The sequence below is a fragment of the Metabacillus sp. Hm71 genome (assembly GCF_051842955.2).
GTDB lineage: Bacteria > Bacillota > Bacilli > Bacillales > Bacillaceae > Metabacillus.
Map to the genome: position 1 here is coordinate 5,537,916 of NZ_CM200278.1, position 22,019 is coordinate 5,559,934.

20 protein-coding genes are annotated in these 22,019 nt (G+C 38.9%); 7 read left to right on the forward strand and 13 right to left on the reverse strand.

Annotated elements, in window-relative coordinates:
- Positions 1-10: 10 nt before the first annotated feature.
- A complete protein-coding gene (locus ACSVDH_RS27145; RefSeq protein ID WP_439250619.1) occupies positions 11-1,576 on the reverse strand; it encodes a spore germination protein in 1,566 nt (521 codons plus the stop codon).
- Between the two features lie 265 nt (positions 1,577-1,841).
- Here ACSVDH_RS27145 and ACSVDH_RS27150 point away from each other — a divergent pair, with 265 nt between their 5' ends.
- Complete coding sequence (locus ACSVDH_RS27150) at positions 1,842-2,000, forward strand: sigma factor (protein WP_439250621.1); 159 nt, start codon at positions 1,842-1,844, stop codon at positions 1,998-2,000.
- Between the two features lie 218 nt (positions 2,001-2,218).
- Here the strand turns inward: ACSVDH_RS27150 and ACSVDH_RS27155 are convergent, their stop codons facing one another.
- Positions 2,219-3,214, reverse strand: a complete 996-nt coding sequence (locus ACSVDH_RS27155; RefSeq protein WP_439250622.1) for a 2-hydroxyacid dehydrogenase — start codon at positions 3,212-3,214, stop codon at positions 2,219-2,221.
- A 26-nt stretch (positions 3,215-3,240) separates the two neighbouring features.
- On the reverse strand, positions 3,241-4,554 hold the full coding sequence (locus ACSVDH_RS27160; protein WP_439250624.1) for an Nramp family divalent metal transporter: 1,314 nt from the start codon (positions 4,552-4,554) through the stop codon (positions 3,241-3,243).
- Between the two features lie 523 nt (positions 4,555-5,077).
- On the opposite strand from ACSVDH_RS27160, the gene ACSVDH_RS27165 reads away from it, so the two are divergent.
- The gene (locus ACSVDH_RS27165; RefSeq protein WP_439250625.1) at positions 5,078-5,779 is read left to right on the forward strand and encodes a GntR family transcriptional regulator; all 702 of its coding nucleotides are present in this window, start codon (positions 5,078-5,080) and stop codon (positions 5,777-5,779) included.
- A 416-nt stretch (positions 5,780-6,195) separates the two neighbouring features.
- On the opposite strand, the gene ACSVDH_RS27170 is transcribed toward ACSVDH_RS27165, so the two are convergent.
- The 4 genes from ACSVDH_RS27170 to ACSVDH_RS27185 form a co-directional block, all read right to left on the reverse strand.
- Positions 6,196-7,212: a zinc-binding alcohol dehydrogenase family protein gene (locus ACSVDH_RS27170; protein WP_439250626.1), complete on the reverse strand. Its 1,017-nt coding sequence runs from the start codon at positions 7,210-7,212 to the stop codon at positions 6,196-6,198.
- A gap of 32 nt (positions 7,213-7,244) precedes the next feature.
- Positions 7,245-8,348 (reverse strand): mannonate dehydratase, encoded by a 1,104-nt coding sequence (uxuA, locus tag ACSVDH_RS27175; RefSeq protein ID WP_439250627.1) that lies wholly within the window; start codon positions 8,346-8,348, stop codon positions 7,245-7,247.
- 131 nt (positions 8,349-8,479) lie between these two features.
- Positions 8,480-9,745 (reverse strand): MFS transporter, encoded by a 1,266-nt coding sequence (locus tag ACSVDH_RS27180; protein WP_439250629.1) that lies wholly within the window; start codon positions 9,743-9,745, stop codon positions 8,480-8,482.
- Positions 9,746-10,037: 292 nt separating this feature from the next.
- Complete coding sequence (locus ACSVDH_RS27185) at positions 10,038-10,793, reverse strand: alpha/beta hydrolase (protein WP_439250631.1); 756 nt, start codon at positions 10,791-10,793, stop codon at positions 10,038-10,040.
- A gap of 302 nt (positions 10,794-11,095) precedes the next feature.
- Here ACSVDH_RS27185 and ACSVDH_RS27190 point away from each other — a divergent pair, with 302 nt between their 5' ends.
- On the forward strand, positions 11,096-11,608 hold the full coding sequence (locus ACSVDH_RS27190; protein WP_439250632.1) for a sigma-70 family RNA polymerase sigma factor: 513 nt from the start codon (positions 11,096-11,098) through the stop codon (positions 11,606-11,608).
- 588 nt (positions 11,609-12,196) lie between these two features.
- Here ACSVDH_RS27190 and ACSVDH_RS27195 read toward each other — a convergent pair.
- Together ACSVDH_RS27195 and helD are read right to left on the reverse strand one after the other, a co-directional pair.
- The gene (locus ACSVDH_RS27195; protein ID WP_439250634.1) at positions 12,197-12,328 is read right to left on the reverse strand and encodes a hypothetical protein; all 132 of its coding nucleotides are present in this window, start codon (positions 12,326-12,328) and stop codon (positions 12,197-12,199) included.
- Positions 12,321-14,657, reverse strand: a complete 2,337-nt coding sequence (helD, locus tag ACSVDH_RS27200) for an RNA polymerase recycling motor HelD (protein WP_439250635.1) — start codon at positions 14,655-14,657, stop codon at positions 12,321-12,323. Before helD ends, ACSVDH_RS27195 begins: the two co-directional genes overlap by 8 nt.
- A gap of 493 nt (positions 14,658-15,150) precedes the next feature.
- On the opposite strand from helD, the gene ACSVDH_RS27205 reads away from it, so the two are divergent.
- Both ACSVDH_RS27205 and ACSVDH_RS27210 read left to right on the forward strand, forming a co-directional pair.
- Complete coding sequence (locus ACSVDH_RS27205) at positions 15,151-15,579, forward strand: hypothetical protein (RefSeq protein ID WP_439250637.1); 429 nt, start codon at positions 15,151-15,153, stop codon at positions 15,577-15,579.
- Between the two features lie 104 nt (positions 15,580-15,683).
- Positions 15,684-15,821 (forward strand): hypothetical protein, encoded by a 138-nt coding sequence (locus ACSVDH_RS27210; protein WP_439250638.1) that lies wholly within the window; start codon positions 15,684-15,686, stop codon positions 15,819-15,821.
- A 186-nt stretch (positions 15,822-16,007) separates the two neighbouring features.
- On the opposite strand, the gene ACSVDH_RS27215 is transcribed toward ACSVDH_RS27210, so the two are convergent.
- The 4 genes from ACSVDH_RS27215 to ACSVDH_RS27230 all read right to left on the reverse strand — a co-directional run bounded on the left by ACSVDH_RS27215 (position 16,008) and on the right by ACSVDH_RS27230 (position 19,493).
- Positions 16,008-16,364: an MmcQ/YjbR family DNA-binding protein gene (locus ACSVDH_RS27215; protein WP_439250640.1), complete on the reverse strand. Its 357-nt coding sequence runs from the start codon at positions 16,362-16,364 to the stop codon at positions 16,008-16,010.
- A 165-nt stretch (positions 16,365-16,529) separates the two neighbouring features.
- On the reverse strand, positions 16,530-16,676 hold the full coding sequence (locus ACSVDH_RS27220) for a hypothetical protein (RefSeq protein WP_439250642.1): 147 nt from the start codon (positions 16,674-16,676) through the stop codon (positions 16,530-16,532).
- A gap of 893 nt (positions 16,677-17,569) precedes the next feature.
- Positions 17,570-18,586 carry a Gfo/Idh/MocA family protein gene (locus tag ACSVDH_RS27225; protein ID WP_439250644.1) on the reverse strand — a complete coding sequence of 339 codons (1,017 nt, stop codon included), beginning with the start codon at positions 18,584-18,586 and terminating at the stop codon, positions 17,570-17,572.
- Positions 18,587-18,611: 25 nt separating this feature from the next.
- Positions 18,612-19,493, reverse strand: coding sequence for a sugar phosphate isomerase/epimerase family protein (locus tag ACSVDH_RS27230; protein ID WP_439250646.1), 882 nt, complete (start codon positions 19,491-19,493; stop codon positions 18,612-18,614).
- A 219-nt stretch (positions 19,494-19,712) separates the two neighbouring features.
- Here ACSVDH_RS27230 and ACSVDH_RS27235 point away from each other — a divergent pair, with 219 nt between their 5' ends.
- Both ACSVDH_RS27235 and ACSVDH_RS27240 read left to right on the forward strand, forming a co-directional pair.
- Positions 19,713-20,600 carry an AraC family transcriptional regulator gene (locus ACSVDH_RS27235; RefSeq protein ID WP_439250648.1) on the forward strand — a complete coding sequence of 296 codons (888 nt, stop codon included), beginning with the start codon at positions 19,713-19,715 and terminating at the stop codon, positions 20,598-20,600.
- Positions 20,601-20,795: 195 nt separating this feature from the next.
- Entirely contained in the window at positions 20,796-22,001 is a 1,206-nt protein-coding gene (locus ACSVDH_RS27240) for an ABC transporter substrate-binding protein (protein WP_439250650.1), read from the forward strand.
- The last annotated feature ends 18 nt before the right edge of the window (positions 22,002-22,019 follow it).

Below are 22,019 nucleotides of genomic sequence, written 5' to 3' on the forward strand. Positions count from 1 at the left end.
TGTTTCATTACTATTCATCCCCATTTGTCGGATCTGGTTTCTGCCCAGTGGATTGCCGATATTTGTTATAACTCCCTGTAAAGTGAGGCCTTGTGTTCAGTTTCCACCATGGAGCACGAATAAGTACATCTTTCATATCGCGGAATTTCATTGGAGCCATCGGGCTTAAATACGGTACACCAAAAGAACGAAGTGTACATAGGTGGACGATAATTGTAATGATCCCAAGCATAATTCCAAGCAACCCGAGCGTCCCAGCAAGAAGAATCATCGGAAAGCGAAGCATACGAATGGCGATTGATGCCGAATACCGCGGAATTGTAAAAGAGGCAATCCCTGTAATCGCAACGACCATAACCATCGGTGCAGAGACAATTCCAGCGGAAACGGCTGCTTCTCCAATAACGAGGGCCCCGACGATACTTACTGCTGCTCCGACTTGTTTTGGGAGTCTTAGTCCAGCTTCACGCAACGCTTCAAATGTGACTTCCATAATTAAAACTTCAATAAGAGCGGGAAAAGGGACCTGCTCACGAGAGGCCGCCATACTAATCAAAAGAGTCGTCGGAACCATCTCATGGTGAAAGGTGATCACCGCTACATACAAGGAAGGTAAAAGCAGTGAAATCACAAGGAAAAGGTATCGAAGCCAGCGGATAGCTGTCCCGATCAGAAATCGTCCATAATAATCCTCTGCAGATTGCAACAACGAATAAAGAGTCGTAGGCACAACGAGAGAAAAAGGAGTACCATCAACTAGTATGGCCACACGTCCCTCAAGCAGGTTTGAGGTAACTACATCTGGTCGTTCAGTCTCTAAAACCTGCGGAAAAGGGGAATACGGGTTATCTTCGATGAATTCTTCTATCATTCCGCTTTCCAATATTCCGTCAATCTCAATTCGGCTTAGCCGGTTTTTGGTCTCTTCTATTAACGTCTTGTCTGCAATTCCTTCCATATACGAGATGACAACCTTTGTTTTAGTGTAACGACCTACTTCCATAGATTGCATTTTTAATTTGGGACTTCTTATTTTTCTTCGAAGCAAGGAAGTGTTTACACGCAGGGTTTCCACAAATGCTTCACGTGGTCCCCTGACAACCATTTCAGCTGACGGTTCCTCAACTGAACGTTTCTCCCATTTTGAGAGCCCTAACGAAAACCCCGTTTTCCTTTTATCTACAAGTATCACTGGATTTCCCAAAGAGATCTCATGTATGCACTCGAAAAATGTCTTGATTTCTTTCACATCGGAAACGGAAATTCTTTTTTCGATCAGACTATTAACATCGTGAAATTGCTCCTCTGTGTTCTGCATAAGCGGTGAAAGTACGTTGTCATCTATTTCTTCAATATTTGACAAACCATCAATGTAAATAAGAATGGCCTTATCTTTTCCACCTATAAAAAAAGGACGAAAGATCACATCAGAGCAATCTTTGTAAACGGAGCGGAACTTGTTTTCGTTATCAGCCAAGTTATCAGATAGGAGATCCTGTTCTTGCGTGAACTGTTCCGCTGTTGGTGTTTTTATTGCCGTTTTAGAGTGCAGCAGCTTTCGCCATATATGATTCATGATGGTCATCCTTTCCCATATTCCAATAAAAACACCATCTTTTATTATCTTTGTTTTATGTAAGGTAATTTATACCTATACGGAATAAATTCAAATAGGGACCACCAACTTGACATCAAACCCACACTACGACGGCAATATGAAGATCATTGTGATGAACGATGGATCAACAGAGAACGGTTGAAGAAGCATTAAGGGCAAAAACTGCATGATCCATTTAAACAAATGATCTATTACATTATGAGAAAATTAGCGATTTATAAAAATGAACAGTAGTTTATCAAATCGGTGTATTGCTTTATGGGAGGCTGCGCAACGGTTTAATGAAGAAAAGGGAGAGTTTTGGTCATATGTTTTTTCGTATATCAGCGGCCGGATGAAATCAGCTCTTACGAGAAAGGAGAAAAATAGAGAGGAAATGTAAACTTGAGAACGAAGGAAACCTTGAAGAATCGGGAGAAAGTGATGTTATCCACTTTCTATCAGAGTCCGTTATTGACGACATTTCCGGCCAATCAAAGCAAATGGTTAAAAGCGTACGGTCTTTATGGGAAATTACCAGCAATAGATAATGAAATAATTTGGATAAAATTAATGAGGCTGTCAGAAAGGAATCTTTTCTGACTTTCTGACAGCTTCTTATCATGAAATAGAACGTGAATACTTAACCCTTACTCCACTTTTAATTAAGTTGGGTGGAGTTTCCCCCTGTAATCCGGCAATTAAATTGGCTGCTCCTACCATTGCCATTTTTAAACGAGTTTCATAGGTGGCAGATCCAATATGCGGCAAAGTCACGACATTTTTCATTGAAAGCAATGGGTTTTCTGGTTGCACCGGCTCTTGAACATAGACATCCAGTCCGGCAGCAAGAATTTTGCCCGTTTTTAGTGCATGGATAAGGGCTTCCTCATCGACAGTTTTCCCTCTTGAGCCATTTACAAAAATGGCCGTTTCTTTCATTAACTCAAACTCTCTTTTTCCCATCATCTTTTCAGTCAAAGGTGTTAACGGTGTCATTAAACAAACGAAATCCGCTTGTTTTAAAAGTTCCTCCAACGAACAGTAAATAGCCTGATAATCTTGTTCCGCTTTTTCATTCCTAGAACGGTTATGATACAAAATTTGCATGTCAAACCCTAAATGGGCTCTTTTCGCAAGCGCCGTTCCAATTCCCCCCATCCCAATAATGCCTAATACTTTATGGTGGACATCTACCCCAAACCACTCTTCCCCTAAATTCGACTTCCAGTGGCCGTTCTTCACCCAATCGTCCAATTCCGGCATCCTTCTTGCCGCAGATAAAAGCAAGCCGAAAATGGTGTCTGCCACTGTGTCATTCAAAACCTCAGGAGTATTGGTAGCCATAATCCCCCGTTCTGTCAGTTCTGCAAGGTCGAGATTATCGTAGCCGACAGAGGTGTTACAAACTATTTTTAAATGTGGAGCCTGATCTAATAACTTCTTATCCACTTTTAACCCTGAACCCAATATTCCTTGGGCTTCCTTCAACTCTTGGAGAAATTCAGGATAGGTTTCTGCATCTAGTTTTCCAAAGTAAACAACGTCACAGGTATGTTGAATAAACTCTATTACCTTCTGATCTACTTTCTTATAAACAATTACCTTTGGTTTCATTCTTTATTCCTCCCTTCTTAGCTCATTTAGAAAAAGCTGATTGCTAATTGTACGGCTGACCATATGGCTAAGCCCGACGATAGAAATAGACACACATTTTCAAACCAGTTGTTTCGATAGTTCCCCATCAAACTTTTTTTGTTAGAGAGGATCAGCATTCCGATGGCAATGACCGGAAATCCGACAACATTTAACGCATTCACCACAATGGTAAGAGTAATAAACCCGGGCATACCAGGAATGGACCAAATAATCGGAGTCACGAGGACAAAAATCATGATCCACTTCGACATCGGATCTTTATTATATTGACCTTCATATTTGTCACGTCGCTTTTTATTAATAACATAATAAGCATCTGTGACTAACCGCGGATAACCAGTTGACTTCCCAACAATACTAGCAAATAAGACCGCAAAAACACCTAAATAAAAAATCAGCCAGCCTGTTTGACCTAATGCTAGTTGAAGAGCTTGACCCAAATCGGTAATGGTTTCTACATGAATATTATTTGGCCTTAAAATTTCCGCCCCTACAATCCAAATAGCCAAATTTATAACAATACAAACACCGATCGCAAATAACAAATCATTTCGTTGTACTTTTAAATGATTAGGATTTACCCATCCTTTCTCTTTCATGAAATACGGATGCACAAAGTTAGAGATAGAGCCTGCCACTGCACCAATAATTGAAACCGCCACCAAAAGCGCTCCATGGACACCTGTATCACTTGGAATACTAAAGCCGATCGTTCCTTTAACGATTTGCCCTACATCCGGTGTGGATTGAAAGGCTAAAACGAGGAAAGCAATGGTCATTAGTGCCAGGATAATCTTCATCACATTTTCGATTGTATTGTAAATATTTCGACCAATTAATAATAAAACTAATCCAACAACAATAACCGAACCTAGAAAAGGTTGATTGATATGCAGCAAAATCGATAATACTTCTCCAGCTCCCTTAATCATGTAGGAATTAAATAGATGTCCCATTATTAAGGCATAGCCAAATAGAAAGTAGCCAAAAAAAGGATGGAGTCGTCCATATCCTTCCAGCAACGTCAAACCTTCTGTATTACATAGTTGAAACCGAGCAATGACATTCACAATGAGATAACGAAGTAATAAGGATAAAGCGAGGATCCACATTAAACTATAGCCATAATCCGCTCCTGCTACCGATGAGGTCACTAAATCCCCTGCACCAAGCCACGTTAAAACAGCGAGAATACCTGGGCCATACGTACTTTTAAACTTCGTTATGATATTACTTTTCTTTTCCCTAATCTCAGGGGTGGTTACAGTAGATTCAGCAAGGTTTGATTCGTTTTTCACAGGCCTTCCTCCATTCAAATAACAATGTATTCGCTTTCATTTTTAGTGAACAAAACACCTTTAGTCTTGCTAGCTGAGCTTTTTAACGAGCATCACTTTGATATTGATGTCACCAAGTAAAAAAGTTCATGGGGGGTGGTTCCACAAATAGGCTTTAATGGATTCTGAAACAACATGATGGAAGGACATCTTTGCAGTCCGGTTTTTACTGCTTTGTAGTAGGAAATTTCAATAATCAAAGAAGAAAAAAATAATTAGTGTGACTTAAACTTAGTGGATTCTTACAAATTAAGTTCCTTACTTTTGATTGGTAACCTCCCTCTGTTTAATTTTTTGAATATTAATACTTTTATATAGTAAGACAAATTAAATTGTTCGTCAATATTTATTAACATATTTTTAAACGCTTCCATTCCTGTTATATTAGTAGTTTTTATCCTTAATAGTCCTATTGACTTATGTAATGTATAAACTTAAAATTTTAAACAAGGATATGAAGATCAAAAACGAAAAAGGTGTAAACATGAGTCTTAATCATCTCTCATCTCAAAATAGAAACACACTTGGAAGGGCTGCCTATGAGAAAATCCGGGAGGAAATTATCAATCTAAACTTTAAACCGGGACAAATGCTGTCGGAAAGCGAACTTGCTACGACTCTAGGAGTAAGCCGCACACCCATTCGAGAGGCTTTTTTAAGGCTCTCACATGAAGAGTTGCTTGAAATCCTTCCCCAGCGAGGTGCACGTGTTGCTTATATTTCATTGAAAAAAGTAGAAGACACCAGGTTTGTTAGAGAAAGCTTGGAAATAAGTGCGTTTAAATCAGTAGCGAGAGCCTGGAATCCCGCTGACTTACGTTATAAAGAAATGTATGAAAAAGCGATTCATCTGATTGAGGAACATCAACATGCTGTTTTAAAACAAGACCATGTCCTATTCATGCAATTAGATGAGGCTTTCCATCAACTGTTTTTAGATCTTTTGGATAATCCGACATTACTTTCGACCGTTTCCCAAATGAAAGGTCATTTACACCGTATGAGATATTTAGAGTTAGAAACTCCTAACCATATGTCAAATGTGATCAAGCAGCACCAAGAAATTCTTCAAGCCATTTCCTCTAAAGATGAGGCGGAAACAGAAAAAGTAGTAAGGCACCATTTTCATCATAAAAAAGACGAAGTACCAAAGGTCATAGACATGTATCCAGAGTATTTCAAATAAGAATAAGCCTATTCCACCAAACAGTGAAATAGGCTTATTTGTTATTCTATCCTTACCTCCAGAAGACAAATTGCATGCAGTTCCGATTGGATTTGACCTTATACGTTGGATGACAGACAATAATTTAGTCGTTCGTCTCCCGTTTTGTCCTTCATACTTGGATGAAGGACATAATTCAAACTATCAAGCTCAAATCTGGCATTCATTCCCGTGATGAAAGACATAACTTAAACTATCAAACTCAAATCTGGCATTCATTCCCGTGATGAAGGACATAACTCAAACTATCAAGCTCAAATCTGCATTTATTCCCGTGATGAAAGACAAGACTCAAGCCTTCAAAGCTCAGCTCTGCCCTTCATAACAAAAGCTATCAAACTAAGATTCCTTGGTTGAAGGACATATCCAGCAGTCTTTTAGTAAGTTAATATCACCTTCGTAACCGTATTTGGGTGATTTTTAGCGATTAAAATTGCTTCTTCAATTTGTTCAAATGGTAAGACGCTGCTGATAAAATTTTCAGCTATATCCTTGTTGTTCTGCAAGAAGTTCAGCACCTGCTGATACTTGTTAACACTATGCTTTGTCCCATGTAATTCAATATCTTTTTTCGTTAATAATAAGCCGGGTAATGTGATCTCCTCTCCTGTTAATCCAACAATTACGATTCTCCCTCCGGCGCTAACAAGATGCACGGTTTGTTCAATCGTTAACGGAATACCAGCCGACTCAATTACAATATTTGAGCCTTCCCCATTTGTCATTTCGTCAATCGCTTGAATCACGTCTGTTTCCTTTGAATTGACTACAACATCAGCACCATATTCTTTTGCACGGGTTAATCTTTCCGGGACAACATCAACTGCATACACTGTGACATGATACTGTCTTTTAATTTGTGCTAATATGTTTAAGCCGATGGGACCCATGCCTAAGATCGTGACAGTTTGCCCATCTTTAAGTTTCGTCCGATCGATCGCTTGAGCACCAATTGTAAAGGGTTCACATAAGGCGCCGACTTCAAAGCTCATGTCATCCGGCATCACATGAACATAATTTTCCGGCAGCGCAAGATAATCGGCAAAGCCTCCTTTTTTGACAGAGCCAATCATCCTTATGTTGACACATACATTTGTTTTCCCAATTCGGCATGGATAACAATCACCACATGGGACGGCCGGTTCAATGACAACCCGCTCCCCCACTCCCCGATCTTTGACTTCAGACCCGATTTCCTCAATAATTCCTGATAACTCATGGCCAAAGATTTGCGGATAGTTGGCATAGGGATTGGATCCATCATAAAAATGAACATCACTGCCGCAAATCCCTGCTGCTTTTATGCGAACGAGGACATCGTTTGGTCCTACTTCCGGTTTTGCCACATCTTGAAATTCGATTGTGAAAGGTTTTGTCATGACAGCTGCTTTCATAATTCTACATCCTTCCTATTCCTTCACATTCCTCATATAGTACTTACGCTCTTTGTTGTTGTCTGCGCCAATTCGTTTTGTTTTCTTCTCTCAAACGCATCCCATAAGCCCCAAAGATACATGATGCCAAGCGCCCGATCATACAACCCATAGCCTGGCCGGCATTCTTCATTCCAAATATGTCTTCCATGGTCTGGTCTGGCGTAACCTGTAAACCCATTTTGATGATAAGCCTCAACAATACCAGTTATATCGACTGAACCATCTTGAGTGCGGTGAGAGGTCTCAATAAAATCACCATTTTCATAGATTCGGACATTGCGAATATGGGCAAAAGGAATCCGGTCTGCAAATTCATTGATCATGTTAACAATATGGTTATCAGGGTTTGCTCCTAATGATCCGCTGCATAGCGTTATCCCATTAGACGGGCTGTCGACAAGCGTTAATAATCTTCGAAAATTTTCCTGGCATGTCATAATCCGCGGCAGCCCGAATACTGGCCATGGCGGATCATCAGGATGAATCGCCATCTTAATATCATGAATTTCTGCAACGGGAATAATTTGCTCTAAGAAGTATTTCAGGTTATCCCATAAATCTTCTTCTGTCACATGTTTATAGGCATCAAATAATGCTGATAAATTTTTTAATCTCTCTGGCTCCCAGCCCGGCATCGTTACATCACTGCCGGCTATTTTCTCAACAAGCTCATACGGATCCATCTGATCGACCTTGCTCTTTTCATAAAACAAGGCCGTTGAACCATCCTCTAATGGTTTGTACAGGTCTGTCCGTGTCCAATCAAAAACCGGCATAAAGTTATAACAAATCACCTTTACCCCAATTTGTGCGAGATTTTCAATCGTTTTTTTATAGTTTTCGATATATTGATCACGACTAGGCAGCCCAAGCTTGATGTCTTCATGGACATTGACGCTTTCTACCACCTCAATGTGTAAGCCGTATTGGTCAGCTTGCTCTTTCACCTCTTGGATACGTTCGAGCGGCCATACCTCCCCCGCGGCGAGATCATGAAGGGCCCAGACGATTCCTTCTGTACCAGGGATTTGTTTTATTTGATCCAATGAAACGGTATCATTGTTTTCCCCATACCATCTAAAAACCATTTTCATTACTTGTACTCCTCCTCAGATTTCTTCTTAAAGAAACAACCTGCCACACTAATATACTAGTGAGGCTAAATAAAAACCGGTTTATGAAAACCGCTTAAACAATATAATTCGATAAAACAAGGAAAAAACCTTTAAATCACGTTCTCTTTTAACAAATTTGTTTTATGTTTATGAATCGGTCCAACAAATTTTATTACGGCCAATGAGGCGAAAATGGCAAGGCCACCTGCCAATAGAAAGGCAATTGTATAAGTACCCGTTACTTCGACAAGATATCCTGTTAATGTCGGCCCAATAATTCCTGCTGTATTAGCTAAGAAGTGCATAAATCCCCCAACAGATCCTACATTATTTTGATCGACAACATCCTGGACAATCGCCCAATAAATCGAACCAGTCAAATATAAGAAGAACACAGATAAAGCGACTAATGTAACAGCCGACACCGTGGTCGTAACAAGTCCGGCAAGTCCGATACAGACCGCAGATAAAAACAGGCAGGTGACTAACACGACTTTACGTGCAAATAATGCCTTACCTACTTTCTTATAAACAAAATCAGAAACAACTCCGCCTAAAGCGAGACCAATGAAGCCTAATACCCAAGGAATCACTGTCACAACACTCATTTCTTCAATACTTAAGCCGCGAGCATTTGTTAAATAGCTTGGGAACCACGTCAAGAAGAAAAACAGAATATAGTTATAGGCAAAGAAAGCAAAAGCGGTAAATAGGACCGTTTTTTGTTTTAAATAAAAGGTTAAAGAGATTTTTTCCCCTTTTACCTCATGATTATCCAGCTTGGCATTACGTTTTGTTTGGTTGCTTTCTTCTGAAGGCTTATCTTTAATAAGAAACCACCAGCCGATGGCCCATAGCAGTCCAATGACCATAATGAGAACAAAAGAGATTTTCCACCCATAATTCAACGCAATGATCCCAACGATTGGTCCGGAAATGGCGCCTCCTAACGGTGTACCGCTATTGGCCAATCCGATTGCACTCGCGCGTTTATCGGCCGGGAACCAGTTATTCACCATTTTATTAATGGTTGCTGATAATGGACCTTCCCCCATCCCAAAGAGAACACGAATAATAATCATGCTGATAAAACCAGCTGCCAGCGCTACAGCCCCGCTGAATAAGGACCAAACGATCATCGCAACAAATAGGGTCAGCTTTGCACCATAACGGTCTGATGCGATTCCGCCGACAAAATTAAAAATCGCATACCCTACAGAGAAGCTGCTAAAAATGATCCCTAATTGCGTTGGTGTTAATTGCAAATCCTCGGTTATAAAAGGTGCGGCAATCGAGAGAGCTGATCGGTCTAGATAGTTGACAACACCTGCCAAGAAAAGAAAAAGTAATACAGACGTTCTTCCTTTTGAAAACATATCTTTACCTCCTCATATCATTTGCATTTCACATCAATGAAACCGTTTACTTTTGCTCGCAAAAAAATTTACCCCTATAAATGTTTTCACCCCACTTTACATGTAAGCCCCTTCATTTCTTGTAATTGAAAAGTGCCTTACAGAAATAATATCACACTTCCACACTAGTATACTAGTGTTTTAGTTAAATTTTTTTGGGAAATTCATATTATTATGGATTCATAGAAAAAAATGAAGAAGCTGAACCAATGTCTTTGTGATGATGACAGTGATTCAGCTTTAATGAACGGTTTTAATCAAGCGATCCATTTAAAACGCTTTCAACAAAGGCCAGTGTTCGATCAATAATGATCTGCTGATCATAATCAAGGGTTGCAACATGATAGCTGTTAATTAATTCCACGAGCTGCTTATTTTGCGAAGAAATATTCTTGTAAATATAATGGGAATTTGTTGGCGGCACCACATGATCCTCTGTCGAAACAAAGATTAATGCAGGACATGTAACAGCCGACAGCTTTGCTTTCACACCTTCCATCAACTTTACAATTTGCTTTAATGACTGAACAGGGGTCTTTTCATATGCCAATTCGGTTATGTCCTTATTTTTAAGGTCAGATCCGATTGCATCTAAAAATCTGGCTTCTGTTTGTTCAAGCTCTGCAAAATCAGGAATCTCAATCGCTGCGTTGATCGGAATAATCCCTTTAATCTCAGGATGATTTTCAGCTAGATACAATGTCAGCGTTCCCCCCATGGAAAGACCGGTAACAAAGATTGTCTCACAGCGCTCTTCCAACCACTGCAAGCCCTCTTCAACAGAAGCAACCCAATCGTGATAGGTGGTTGTTTCCATCTCTTCATAATGAGTCCCATGTCCTTTTAGCCTCGGCCCACAAACCGTATAGCCTGCCTTTGCATAAGCAACTCCAAGGGGACGCATGCTTTGAGTGGAGCCTGTGAAGCCATGCGATAACAAAATCCCGACTTTACTTCCTTCAAAATAAAAAGGTTCCGCCCCTTCTATTATTGGATATTTTTCTGGCATTCTCATCCCTCCAATCAAGTTTTAACCACTTCTCTTATTGATTTCGATAAATGGTGGAAATTACCTGCTATTGAGCAATGACGAATACTCCTCCATCATGTAAACCGAAAATCACACAATAACGTCATTTTCTTCAATTCCTTTAGGTAGATAAACTCATTATCTCTAAGAAAAAACGAAGATATCAGCCAAATTTCCCTTCCCTTACGCGCCATAAGGAAAGTTTCTCATAGAAACAGAGCTTGCTATTCTCAAATTACCGCGGAATAAAGTAAGAATGCATTCTTAAAAAGGATTCTTACATGGTCGAAGATAAGAAATTTGAGGAACTGCATGATCAATATAAACCAATGATCTATTATATTATGAGGAATTTAGCCATTTATAAAAATGAACAGGAGTTTTATCAAATTGGGTGTATTGCCTTATGGGAGGCAGCCCAACGGTTTAATGAAGAAAAGGGACATTTTCAGTCTTATGTTTATGCATATATCAGCGGTCGAATGAAAACAGCCCTTACAAGAGAAAGGAGAAGAATGGATAGGGAATGCCAGCTTGAACAGGACGGAAACCTTGAAGACGCAGGAGAAAGCGATTTTACCCCCCTGCTAATAAATTCCGTTATTGACGACATTTCCTCCCTTTTAACAGCAAATCAAAGCAAATGGTTAAAAGCGTATTGTCTACATGGGAAAATGCCAGCTGACATTGCAAAGGAGGAAGGAGTTTCCGTTTCTGCCGTGAAGTCTTGGCGGAGGGATGCAATCGCTAAGTTAAAAAAGCATTTTAGTGAGGAGTTTTTGAGTATTACGTAGCATTTATATAAAGGAAAAAACGATAAACCATGAAAATTTATGTTTTCATGGTTTATCAACCTGCAGTATTAAACTCTTGTAAACTGTTACCTTTCTTTGCTTGGTAGTGACCAGAGAAGTTAGAAAGGCGTGAAATTTTAGACTAAAAATGTATGCAGGTAACAAAAATGGTGATCATTTACAAAACGAGTTATTATTATAACAATGGATAGTGAACGGATTGGATAAACAAATTTTAGAAACCTTATTATCATTACAAAGGATATGAAACAAGTAAAAACTGATATCCAAGAAATGAAAGGAACTGTAAACAGAATGGATGCATCCCAAAATGAGGATGTGGTGAGAATGTTGAAAGAGACTAAAAAGAAAATGCAACAGATTAACACAATTAAACAAACGATTGTTTAATATTGAAAAGCGTATTGAAAATGAACCCTTAAAAGCTCTGGTAATAACTAGCGCTTTTTTTGAGTACTAAATATTTATCTTCCTCTGCTATGTGATTAGCTTATGTTGAGACAGGGATAAACCATGAAAATATAGTGTTTTCATGGTTTATCAACCTGTAGTGAAATGATTTCACACTTAAGTTAATAAAAGAAATGAACGTTCATCAACTTTCTGCTCTTGCCGTTCATATTTTACTTCCTTCCCCCCCAAATAATTGATGCTGCATTTCTCTTTTCGATCGAGAGTTTCATTTTTCATTTCAATCAACAATGAAACTCTCCGGCGCAACGTCGCGCAAGAAGGGGCTCGGTTCACCTACACTGTACAGCTGCAGGTGATGCATAGCTCGGGTGCAGGCGGTGTAAAACAATCTGCGCAGGCTCTCATCTCCGTAACATTTAGCTGATGCGTCATAAATAATCACCGCGTCGAATTCGATCCCTTTGGCCAAATACGCCGGTATGACGACAACGCCTTGCTCGTATTCAATCGATCCGCTCTTCACAAGCTTAAGTTCTTCGATGCCTCTCAAGGATTCATATGCAGCAATGCTTTCTGCTGCAGATTTGCAGATAACCGCTATTGTGTGATACTGCCGTTTCCGCAATTCAGCAACTTTGAATGCGATGGAGCGATGCAATTCAGCGCGATTGGACAATTGTGTCAATACTGGCCTCTCGCCATCGCGTTCAAAAGGGGTAATCCGTTCACTATTAGGTACGAGTCCGCGTGTAAATTCGACGATCGGTCTTGTCGATCGGTAGCTGCGGGTCAAGTTGATCACTTCCGTTTGATCAGGACCGTAAAGGCTGGTAAGCGTGTGGAAATCAACCATTTCACTGGCATGGGCGAAGATCGCTTGGTTAAAGTCGCCGAGCACGGTCATTCTTGCCGAAGGAAACAAACGTTTCAAAAACTCAAATTGAAACGGAGAATAATCTTGCGCCTCATCAACAACGATGTGTTTGATCGAGCTGTTCGTCTGAAATCCTTGAATCAGCTCTTTCATAAGTAAAAACGGAGTAGCATCTTCGTAATTTAATTTACCTTCGTCCAGCATGTTCACAGTCGCTAGGCAAATATCCGGCCACTCCTCGGGTGCTTCCTGGTCCATCCACTGTTTGATCTTGATGGGATCGGTAAAAAACTGCTTGTATATTCCTTTAATGTCGATGAAATGAAACGCCTTGATCCGTTTGCGCAACGGCTTTAACTTCCGGCGAACAATCAAGCGAGCTAACGCTTTAGGCTCCATTTCATAATCATGAATCGCCTCTCCTTTAAAGCCGCGTTTTTTCGCTAAGTAGGTACGTGCTTTATGGTATTCCTCATTGCTGAGCAGTTCGATTTCCTCCTGTACCCATGGCTTAGTCCGTTCGCGTTTCTCGGTTTCATCTATTTGCTTCATTAACCAATCCTTCAATTTTTCAAGTCTGCCATGAAAACGAAGCGAGGTATCGCTGCTATAAAACGTTTCTGCGATTTGTTCAGCACTAACAATTGTCTTTCCTCTGAAGGTAATTCTATTGAATACCATTCCGGATAATTCCAGCGATTCCCTGTATGATTTGATCGCCTCAAAAAAACAGTTGGCAGCCTTGAAGCGGATGCTCGCAATCCTTGTTTCGTATGATGGACTATCCACTGCAGTCAATACATATTCCAATTGATCATAAGGATTCTCCACTTGAAACTCAGCCTTAAGCCGATGATCCAAGTATTCCTGGAATGTGACCTGCTGCATATTCTCTTCGCCGAGTTCTGGCAACACATTAGAAACGTAGCTATTAAACATCGAATTAGGCGAAAAAAGAATGATTTGATCGGCATTCATCATATCTCGATATTTATAGAGCAAATAAGCAATCCGCTGCAGCGCAGCCGATGTCTTACCGCTTCCAGCAGCACCGTGTACAATAAGCATCCGCCCGCGATCGTGCCGGATGATCCGATTTTGCTCCTGTTGAATGGTGGCTACGATATTGTGCATATGTTTGTCTGTCCCTTTACCAAGCACCTGCTGCAAAATTTCGTCACCAATCGTGAGACTGGTATCGAACATCGATTGGATCATGCCGCCGCGGATGAGATATTGCCACTTTTTCTCCAGCATGCCATGGATGTCTCCACCAGGTGTCGTATACTTGGCAGGACCAGGCTGGTAGTCGTAGTAGACACTCGAAATCGGAGCCCTCCAGTCGTAAACAAGGAAATTTTCTCCGTTTGTATCCGTGAGCGTTGAGATGCCGATATAGATTCGTTCCGCAGTTGAAGTTCCTTCTTCAATGACATCGATTCGGCCAAAATAGGGCATCTCTTTCATTCGGCGCAGTGCAGATAATCTTTTAGATGCATGTCTATGGGTGCTTTGGCTTACTGATAAAGCTTGAGCCTCTTGTCTCAAATTGATGATCGTCTCAAGATAATCGTCAAAGGTATCAAGATTAACCTTTACTTCATCCCAAAAGTGTTTGCGGATATTCACAACTTCCTTCCGACGTCTGGAAGTTTCGCCCTCCAATCTACTGATTTGCTCTGTAATTGTCTCCATGACAGTGTTCACTCGTTCTTGCTCCTGGCGAAGTTCCATGTTCATACCAAACACTCCTTCAAAAAAAAATAAAAATAGGGGTTGACTGACAAGGATTTTATGAAGTATAATTAAAATAGGGATAATTTATACAAAAATCCATTAACAGCGTGCATCTATATAAATTTACCACAGTTACTCATTTTTATCAATGGATTTATCGCGATGATGGATCATAAGTGCTGCAAATTTAAAGATAAAAAACCTATTAAAACAATGCTATCTACATATTTAGCGGCAGCGTCAGGAAGCGCAAATATACAACGTTAAGGAAATTCCAATATTTAAAAGCCTAATTTCTTAGAAATCGGGCTTTTTTTCGTTATTTTCATTAAATGATCAGATTTTTAAATATCCTTTTAGTTAAACGCATCTATATAGGAAATAATTGTTAACTATGGCTCCTTCCCATTTTCACATATTGGAAAGAAATAATAGGAGTTCTAAATAAACTTATCATATTTAATAAATTCAAAGACATAAGAAAGGAGGAAAAAAAATGATCAAAGGCTACTTAAGGTACGGAGATATAATTGGAAAACTTCAACCTGAAGATATTAACCCGACAATCGAAAAAATTATAAGTCTAAGATGCAAGTACTATGCTTTTAAAAGTTTAATTAGAATAACAAAAAATTATAAAGACTTTACGACATATTTATTCTCACTCTATGAAAAGGAGTATGAGCAAGAACGTAATAAATATTGGTTACCTATATACAAAAAGAGTAACTTACCTTACCTATTTGGGTATAACTGCCTTTCTGATTTCAATGGAGATCTATATGTTGCTATTGATTTGAACGATTATATTGAAATACCTGAAGAATATATAAAAGGAGTAAAAAAGATGCCAAACATTAAAGATTTTAAACCATCTGATGGAACAATTATTGGAAAATTAACTGATGATGAATTAAAAAAGTAATTGATATAGAAATAAAGGAAGAAGTAATAAATTCAATTAATATAGAATGTTCCTCATTAGAGGAATTAGATAAACTTTTTGCTAGGTTGGAAAACATCCAAAAGATGAAGCATGAAATATGGATACCAATCTATAAAAGATTAAACGCTTCATGGGAATGGGATATAAGAGCTGACTACGCTACCGGAAATGTATATATTATTAATTATGATGAAACTGAAGATGAGGATTATGATGATTAATTAACGACTCTTTCTTCTTCATTTAAACTAAAGAGTGTGTATAATAAAAGAAGGATTGCGATCCTTCTTTTTTAAAATAGTCCAATTCAAAAAGTCCTCTAGCCTAATCATGAATGACACCAGATTGTTGAAAGCCTTATTGAACATAAGCGCAAGGCATTAATCCTTCCTGCTGAATCAATGCCTTCACTTTTTGAAATTAACTTTACTATTATTTTTTTTAGTTAACATGTAGCTTTGTTTTATCATTTCGTAAATGTCTCCCTTAGGAACAGTGCCGTCAAGAATTATCGAATTCCAATGGTCTTTATTAAGATGAAATGCCGGAACTACAGAATTGTAAATCTGACGCCAATAATCCAAAAAACCGGGTTCACATTTCACATTAATCCAAATATGGCCATCTTTTTCAAATATCCACGCAAACACTTTCTTGTTATCTATATGTCGCATTAACGTCCAATTCTTATCACGAAATGGATAATCTTCATATGTATTCCCTATCCCCAAACAGTAACTGATAGCTTCCTCTCTATTTTTCATTGTTAACCTCTTTTCTAACATAATTACTTGCTAGTTTTTTTAATTGCATCCTTAATTATAACCATTAAAACCTGCCTTGTTACTTGAATAAAGAAAAAGCGATCCTTCATTATTAAAGCATCGCACTCAATTGTTGAAGTACAATACTTCACAAACAATAAAAATTTACTCTTTCCACTCCTTTGGAATTTGAACAATAACATATTTTCCTGTCCACATTTGTGTACCAGCAATTATTGTCTTATGATCTTTTTCGAAAAAATAGCCGCTGCCCTCTTGTTTTTGAAATTCCCACACTTTTTTGTTAAGCATATTCTACCTTGCTCCTTATTGAAGCGAAGCACAAGGTTTACACATATGTTGAACAACAATTACAACACACAAAAAACCTTTCCAAAATTTGGGGAGTACATTAAAATATAATAAAAGTTTATAGAAAGGTTGAATCCCTATGCGTGAGGTTTATTCAAACATCTTGTTAATTGTGGGGTGGCTATTTTTAACCTTTAGTTTTTATTTATTCTTATTGGCCTTTATTGAAATAAACTCCCTCTATATTGGTGCTCTTCTTCTTATTCTTGGGTTGATTTCTTTATTCACTTCAAAAAGGATTAATTACGCTGTCGCTTTGTTTACACTTAAGTTTAAAATCAGGTTTAAACCTGATTAAAGTCTTCAGTAAGGTTCTCACATATGGTCATTCTTGTTGAACTTAAGCACCCATTACTTTATGTACAATACTTCACATACTAATCTTTTTTGCTTTATTTGGTAGGAGTTCCCTGATGGAATATCATTTGCCATTTACCCTCGTTTTTTTTTCCAAATAGAACTTCGTAATGCATGTTTACTATTGTGATGTACAAATGTGCGATACGTTGCTATTAAAACATCTGAAGCTAACAATTTAATAGTAAAATCTGTTACTGTTACTTTTATAGGCTTGATGGTAGTTTTGTTACTAACAGCATCAAGCTGTGCCTTATAAAAATAGCTTAACACCGTGTAAATGGAATTCTGTTACATCTGTTACCCACTTCTCATTAGGCTTGGTTGCTTGGAAATCACGCTCTAAAATATTTGGCGCCCCTTTGCCTTTGGTTGAAGAGCGTCTATTATGCTTATAAAGATGTCCCTCCTGCGGTAATGATCCACAAGAGGGACTTATCAACCAGCATTTCTTATATTATTCTAACAACTAAAGCTTATAATGAAATCTTCTTCCCAGTTTTTGCGCTTTCTAACGCTCCGAATACCATAGCTAAACTTTTAATGTTATCGCTGCAATCTGTTTCAGCTAATCGGTTTCCTTCGATGGATGCAAACATTTCATCAAGACAGCCAAAGTGTCCTTCCCTGCCGTCCCAACCGTTTGGTACTTCCAACGAATTCAATGCTCTCATAAACTTTGTGGGCTGTGAATCATCGACTACTTCGCATACAGGCTGATTTATTCCGTCCCATAGAGCACTTCCCCGACTGCCTGTTACGCGCCAATCGGACTCCCATGAAGTATTTAATCCCTCGGCACACCAAGAGCCGCGGTAAGAAAAAACAGACCCATTACTCATCTCAAAAATACAAATGGCTGATGCATTTCCTTTGTACCATGATCCTGGTGGGTTAAATTCATGACAGTAAACGGATACAGCGTCGGCACCGGTAATAAACCGTGCTTGGTCAAAGGTATGTATGGCCATGTCGACAATTAACGGACTTTCCATTACATCACGGAAACCGCCAAAGTGGGGTCCAAGGAAGAAATCTGCATGTATGGAACCGACAGTTCCGATTGCTCCATTAGACAATAAATCTCGAAATGCACGAATCCCTTGTAAATATCTGCGGTTCTGCATGACTGCATATTTCTTTCCTGTTTTTTGCACAATTTTTAAAACATCTTCTGCATCACTCATCGATTCGGCCATCGGTTTTTCTCCTAATACATTGCATCCTGCTTCTAGTGCAGTTGTTGTAATTTGTTTATGACTGGCAGGAATGGTCACATCAAATACTAGATTTGCATCCGTTTTTGAAAGCGCTTTAGATAAATCGGAGAATACGGGTACATTTAATCCCCGCCGCTCATTCATGGATTGGGCAGCCTCGAGATTTACATCGACAAGTGCAATAATTTCAGCATTTTCACGCTCGGCGACATAATCTAACCAAGTATTCGCCATACCACCGCATCCCGCTACTATTATTCTATGTTTCTTCATAAAAATTCTCCTTCTTATTATTTGTTTAAACAGGGTTAGGGATGAAGTTCCCGCCACGGCATCTTTTTAAATAATTAAGCCCATGGACTTGTCCAGTCATTTCCCATTCATCGCGATATACGGGATCATGGAATCCCTCTATATCAATGCTTCCTTCATAACCGCCTTGTCTTAAAATAGAAATAATATCTGTCCAATTGGAATCTCCAAAGCCCGGTGTACGGTGCCATACAAACTCTTTCGGCCCATGGATGCCGTATTCTCGGACAATATCCCAGGCAATTGTGGCGTCTTTTCCATGCACATTGAAAATCTTTCCGACCCACTTTCTCAGCTGCGGAATGGGATCAATCAGACTAACCATTTGATGGCATGGTTCCCATTGAAGCCCAATATGATCGAATGGAACGGCATGAAACATCATCTCCCAGGCTGTAGGGTTATGGGCAATGTTCCAATCACCATCCTTCCAGGTTCCTCCCATATCACAATTTTCAAAGGCAATTCTGACTCCTCGATCTTCAGCTCTCCTTGCCAGTTCGCCAAAAACTTCTTTGAAGCGTGACATCGATTGATCGATTGCTCCAGGCATGCGCCCTGTAAAACCTGATATGAGATCTGTCCCAAAATCATGGGCATGGTCGATAAGCCTCTCCCAACTAGCTAAAGTATCAGCATTCGCACCTTCCCCGGTCAAAGGATTTCCAAAAATGCCAAGGCTAGAAATCGCAATATCCTTACCTGCTAAAATGTCTTTTACCTGCTTCGCCAGTTCAGACAAATCAGTTTGATTTGTTGTTTGCCAAAAGGTAAGACTGAACGATTCGAAGCCGTGTGGAATAATTTGCGGGAGAGTATGCATGGCATTCGGGCCATTAACAAGAGTCCCAATTCGAATTTGCTGCATCTTATGTACCTCCATATCAATCAATATAGTCTTTTTATCTCAGAAAATCTGTAGTACATTCTAAATTTCTCATCTCTATCGTAATGGAAAAGAGTGTGGTTGGCTATACATGATATTACACAAAAATCGTACGATATTATTCTTTTGACGTTGACGTAGTTATAAGAACTTGATAGTTTAGGAGATAAAGTTAAATCCTATTAATAAAGGGGCATTATGATGGTAAATAAGTTGAAAGAATCAACATATATTCCGGATAAGTCGTTTCCTATTAATGTGTTCTTCACTTTAGATATTCCTCTTCATTGGCATGACCATATGGAATGGATCATTGTAAAAGAAGGTAGTGCACGAATCCAAATTGATGACACCTTTGTTCAATTGCAAAAGGACGAACTGGCATTTGTAAATTCAAAACAGCTTCATGCGGCATGGCCTCTTGATAACAACACTGAGCTTATTGCAATTGTGTTTAACGAAGCACTAGTTCGGAATAACGGTTTAGATAACACTGAAAACCTATATTTCTCTCCTTATTTAAATCAGCAGTTAAAACTCCCGAATTTTTTGCATAACGATGAACCCTACTCTAAAGAAATCAGTACTCCGATTTACAATTTGATCGATGAATTCAAACGGGAAGAAACCGGCTTTGAATTGTTGGTTAAAGCAGAACTTTTCCGTATATTCGGGCTGATCTTCCGTTATTATTGTCAAATGGAAAAGAGGCAAATCAACTGTTTTCAAAATTACAATCTTACCACTTTGCTTAATTACTTGCGCGAGAATTACGAAAAAGAAATCAGTGTGAAGGATGCCGCACAAATGGTGAACCTCAGTCCGAATTATTTTTGCAGAGTATTTAAAAAAGTAACAGGAAAAACGTTGATTGAGTATATTCATCTTCTAAGGATTAATGAGGCGGAAAGAATGCTCATCGAAACAAATTGGCAAGTTACAGAAATTGCCGAGAAAGTTGGATTTGAGAGTATTACGTACTTTGGAAGGGTGTTTAAAAAGATTAAAAGTGCTTCCCCTACAGAAGTCAGAAACAGTCAAATCAAAAATGGCTATAACAAGATTTTCCCAAAAGATAATATTGTATGAAAAATGGATAATAAAGTGTATATACAATTTTGAATATTTCAAATAATATTACAAAAAACAACATGTATTATAAATTGCTATAACAATTATTCAAAATATGGAGGGAGGATGAAAATATTGTTCAGGGTTTTGAAAGCGTCTACAATCATGTTGTTTTGCCTTTCCCTAATTATCTCTATGGCAGGTTGTAATGATATGAAAACGACCTCTAAGGAAGGAAAAATTGAAATTAGTTTCATGGGATGGGGAAATGAACAAGAACGGGAACTATATACAAAAGTGTTTAAAGAATTTGAGACTAAGAATCCCGGTTATAAAGTGAACTATATTTATGTTCCAAAAGACTATGATACAAAATTAAAGACAATGATCATAGGTAATACGATGCCCGATGTATTTTATATTGGTGAAAATCTAGCAACTGAGTATGCAAAAAGTGGAAAACTAGCAGTACTCGATCCTTATATCGAAAAGTATCCAGAATTAGTCGCAAATTTTGTACCTGGTCTATTAGAGTATGGAAAATATCAGGGCAAACAATACGCTATACCAAAAGACTGGTCACCTTACGCTATGTATATCAACAAAGATTTATTTAAAGAAGCCGGAATTCCAATCCCAACCAGTGATTGGACGATGGAAGAATTTATGGATTTAGCGCAAAATTTAACGATCACCGAGAAGGGAAAAATTACACAATATGGTGCAGCTCTTGAAACATGGTGGGCGCCCTGGAGCATATTCGTGGGAAATGAAGGCGGAAAATGGTTTAAAAATGGAAAATCAAATTTCAACGATCCAACGGTTATTAAAGGGTTAAAAAGGATGTATGATTTATTTCAAACATACAAAGCTGCACCATCTCCCGCCGCAACAAAACAAGCTGGAATGGGACAATCCCAAATGTTCGAAACCGGTAAGGTGGCTATGTTCCCTACTGGACGCTGGATGGTTCCCACTTATCGACAGGCATTAAATTTTGAATGGACAGCTGTTGAAATGCCAAAGGGAGTAACGAGGATTACACCGGTTAGTTCAGGGCAGTTAGCCGTGAGCAATGAAAGTGAACATAAGGAGGCAGCTGTAAAACTGCTAAGACATGTATTGAGTAAAGATGGACTTAAAGGCATTTTGGGTCTAGGTCTTGCCATGCCTACTAATACACAATTTTTCGATGATCCTGATATTGTAACTGCTCCTCCTGAAGTTGAACCTTATAAAGCAATGGCCGATTATTTAGACACTGAAGTTCAATTGGAGGCAGCAAGGAGCGGTCATTTCTCTGAATATATGGAGAAATATGTAACACCTGAATTGGATGCAGCTTTCAATGGCAAGCAAACAATTGAAGAAGCGGTTGAAAATATCGACGAACAAGCGAACACAGTATTATTTAAATAATTTTATACAAGGAGGGAA

Bases quoted from the DNA above. Each gene is read 5' to 3' on its own strand.
- ACSVDH_RS27230 (WP_439250646.1), bottom strand. From the start codon at position 19,493: ATGCAGCAAATTCGAATTGGGACTCTTGTTAATGGCCCGAATGCCATG.
- ACSVDH_RS27170 (WP_439250626.1), bottom strand. From the start codon at position 7,212: ATGAAAGCAGCTGTCATGACAAAACCTTTCACAATCGAATTTCAAGAT.
- helD (WP_439250635.1), bottom strand. From the start codon at position 14,657: ATGAACATGGAACTTCGCCAGGAGCAAGAACGAGTGAACACTGTCATG.
- ACSVDH_RS27225 (WP_439250644.1), bottom strand. From the start codon at position 18,586: ATGAAGAAACATAGAATAATAGTAGCGGGATGCGGTGGTATGGCGAAT.
- ACSVDH_RS27190 (WP_439250632.1), top strand. From the start codon at position 11,096: ATGGTCGAAGATAAGAAATTTGAGGAACTGCATGATCAATATAAACCA.
- ACSVDH_RS27220 (WP_439250642.1), bottom strand. From the start codon at position 16,676: ATGCTTAACAAAAAAGTGTGGGAATTTCAAAAACAAGAGGGCAGCGGC.
- ACSVDH_RS27235 (WP_439250648.1), top strand. From the start codon at position 19,713: ATGGTAAATAAGTTGAAAGAATCAACATATATTCCGGATAAGTCGTTT.
- ACSVDH_RS27240 (WP_439250650.1), top strand. From the start codon at position 20,796: ATGAAAACGACCTCTAAGGAAGGAAAAATTGAAATTAGTTTCATGGGA.
- ACSVDH_RS27210 (WP_439250638.1), top strand. From the start codon at position 15,684: ATGAAGCATGAAATATGGATACCAATCTATAAAAGATTAAACGCTTCA.
- ACSVDH_RS27150 (WP_439250621.1), top strand. From the start codon at position 1,842: ATGAACAGTAGTTTATCAAATCGGTGTATTGCTTTATGGGAGGCTGCG.
- ACSVDH_RS27155 (WP_439250622.1), bottom strand. From the start codon at position 3,214: ATGAAACCAAAGGTAATTGTTTATAAGAAAGTAGATCAGAAGGTAATA.
- ACSVDH_RS27165 (WP_439250625.1), top strand. From the start codon at position 5,078: ATGAGTCTTAATCATCTCTCATCTCAAAATAGAAACACACTTGGAAGG.
- ACSVDH_RS27180 (WP_439250629.1), bottom strand. From the start codon at position 9,745: ATGTTTTCAAAAGGAAGAACGTCTGTATTACTTTTTCTTTTCTTGGCA.
- uxuA (WP_439250627.1), bottom strand. From the start codon at position 8,348: ATGAAAATGGTTTTTAGATGGTATGGGGAAAACAATGATACCGTTTCA.
- ACSVDH_RS27215 (WP_439250640.1), bottom strand. From the start codon at position 16,364: ATGAAAAATAGAGAGGAAGCTATCAGTTACTGTTTGGGGATAGGGAAT.
- ACSVDH_RS27205 (WP_439250637.1), top strand. From the start codon at position 15,151: ATGATCAAAGGCTACTTAAGGTACGGAGATATAATTGGAAAACTTCAA.
- ACSVDH_RS27145 (WP_439250619.1), bottom strand. From the start codon at position 1,576: ATGAATCATATATGGCGAAAGCTGCTGCACTCTAAAACGGCAATAAAA.
- ACSVDH_RS27185 (WP_439250631.1), bottom strand. From the start codon at position 10,793: ATGCCAGAAAAATATCCAATAATAGAAGGGGCGGAACCTTTTTATTTT.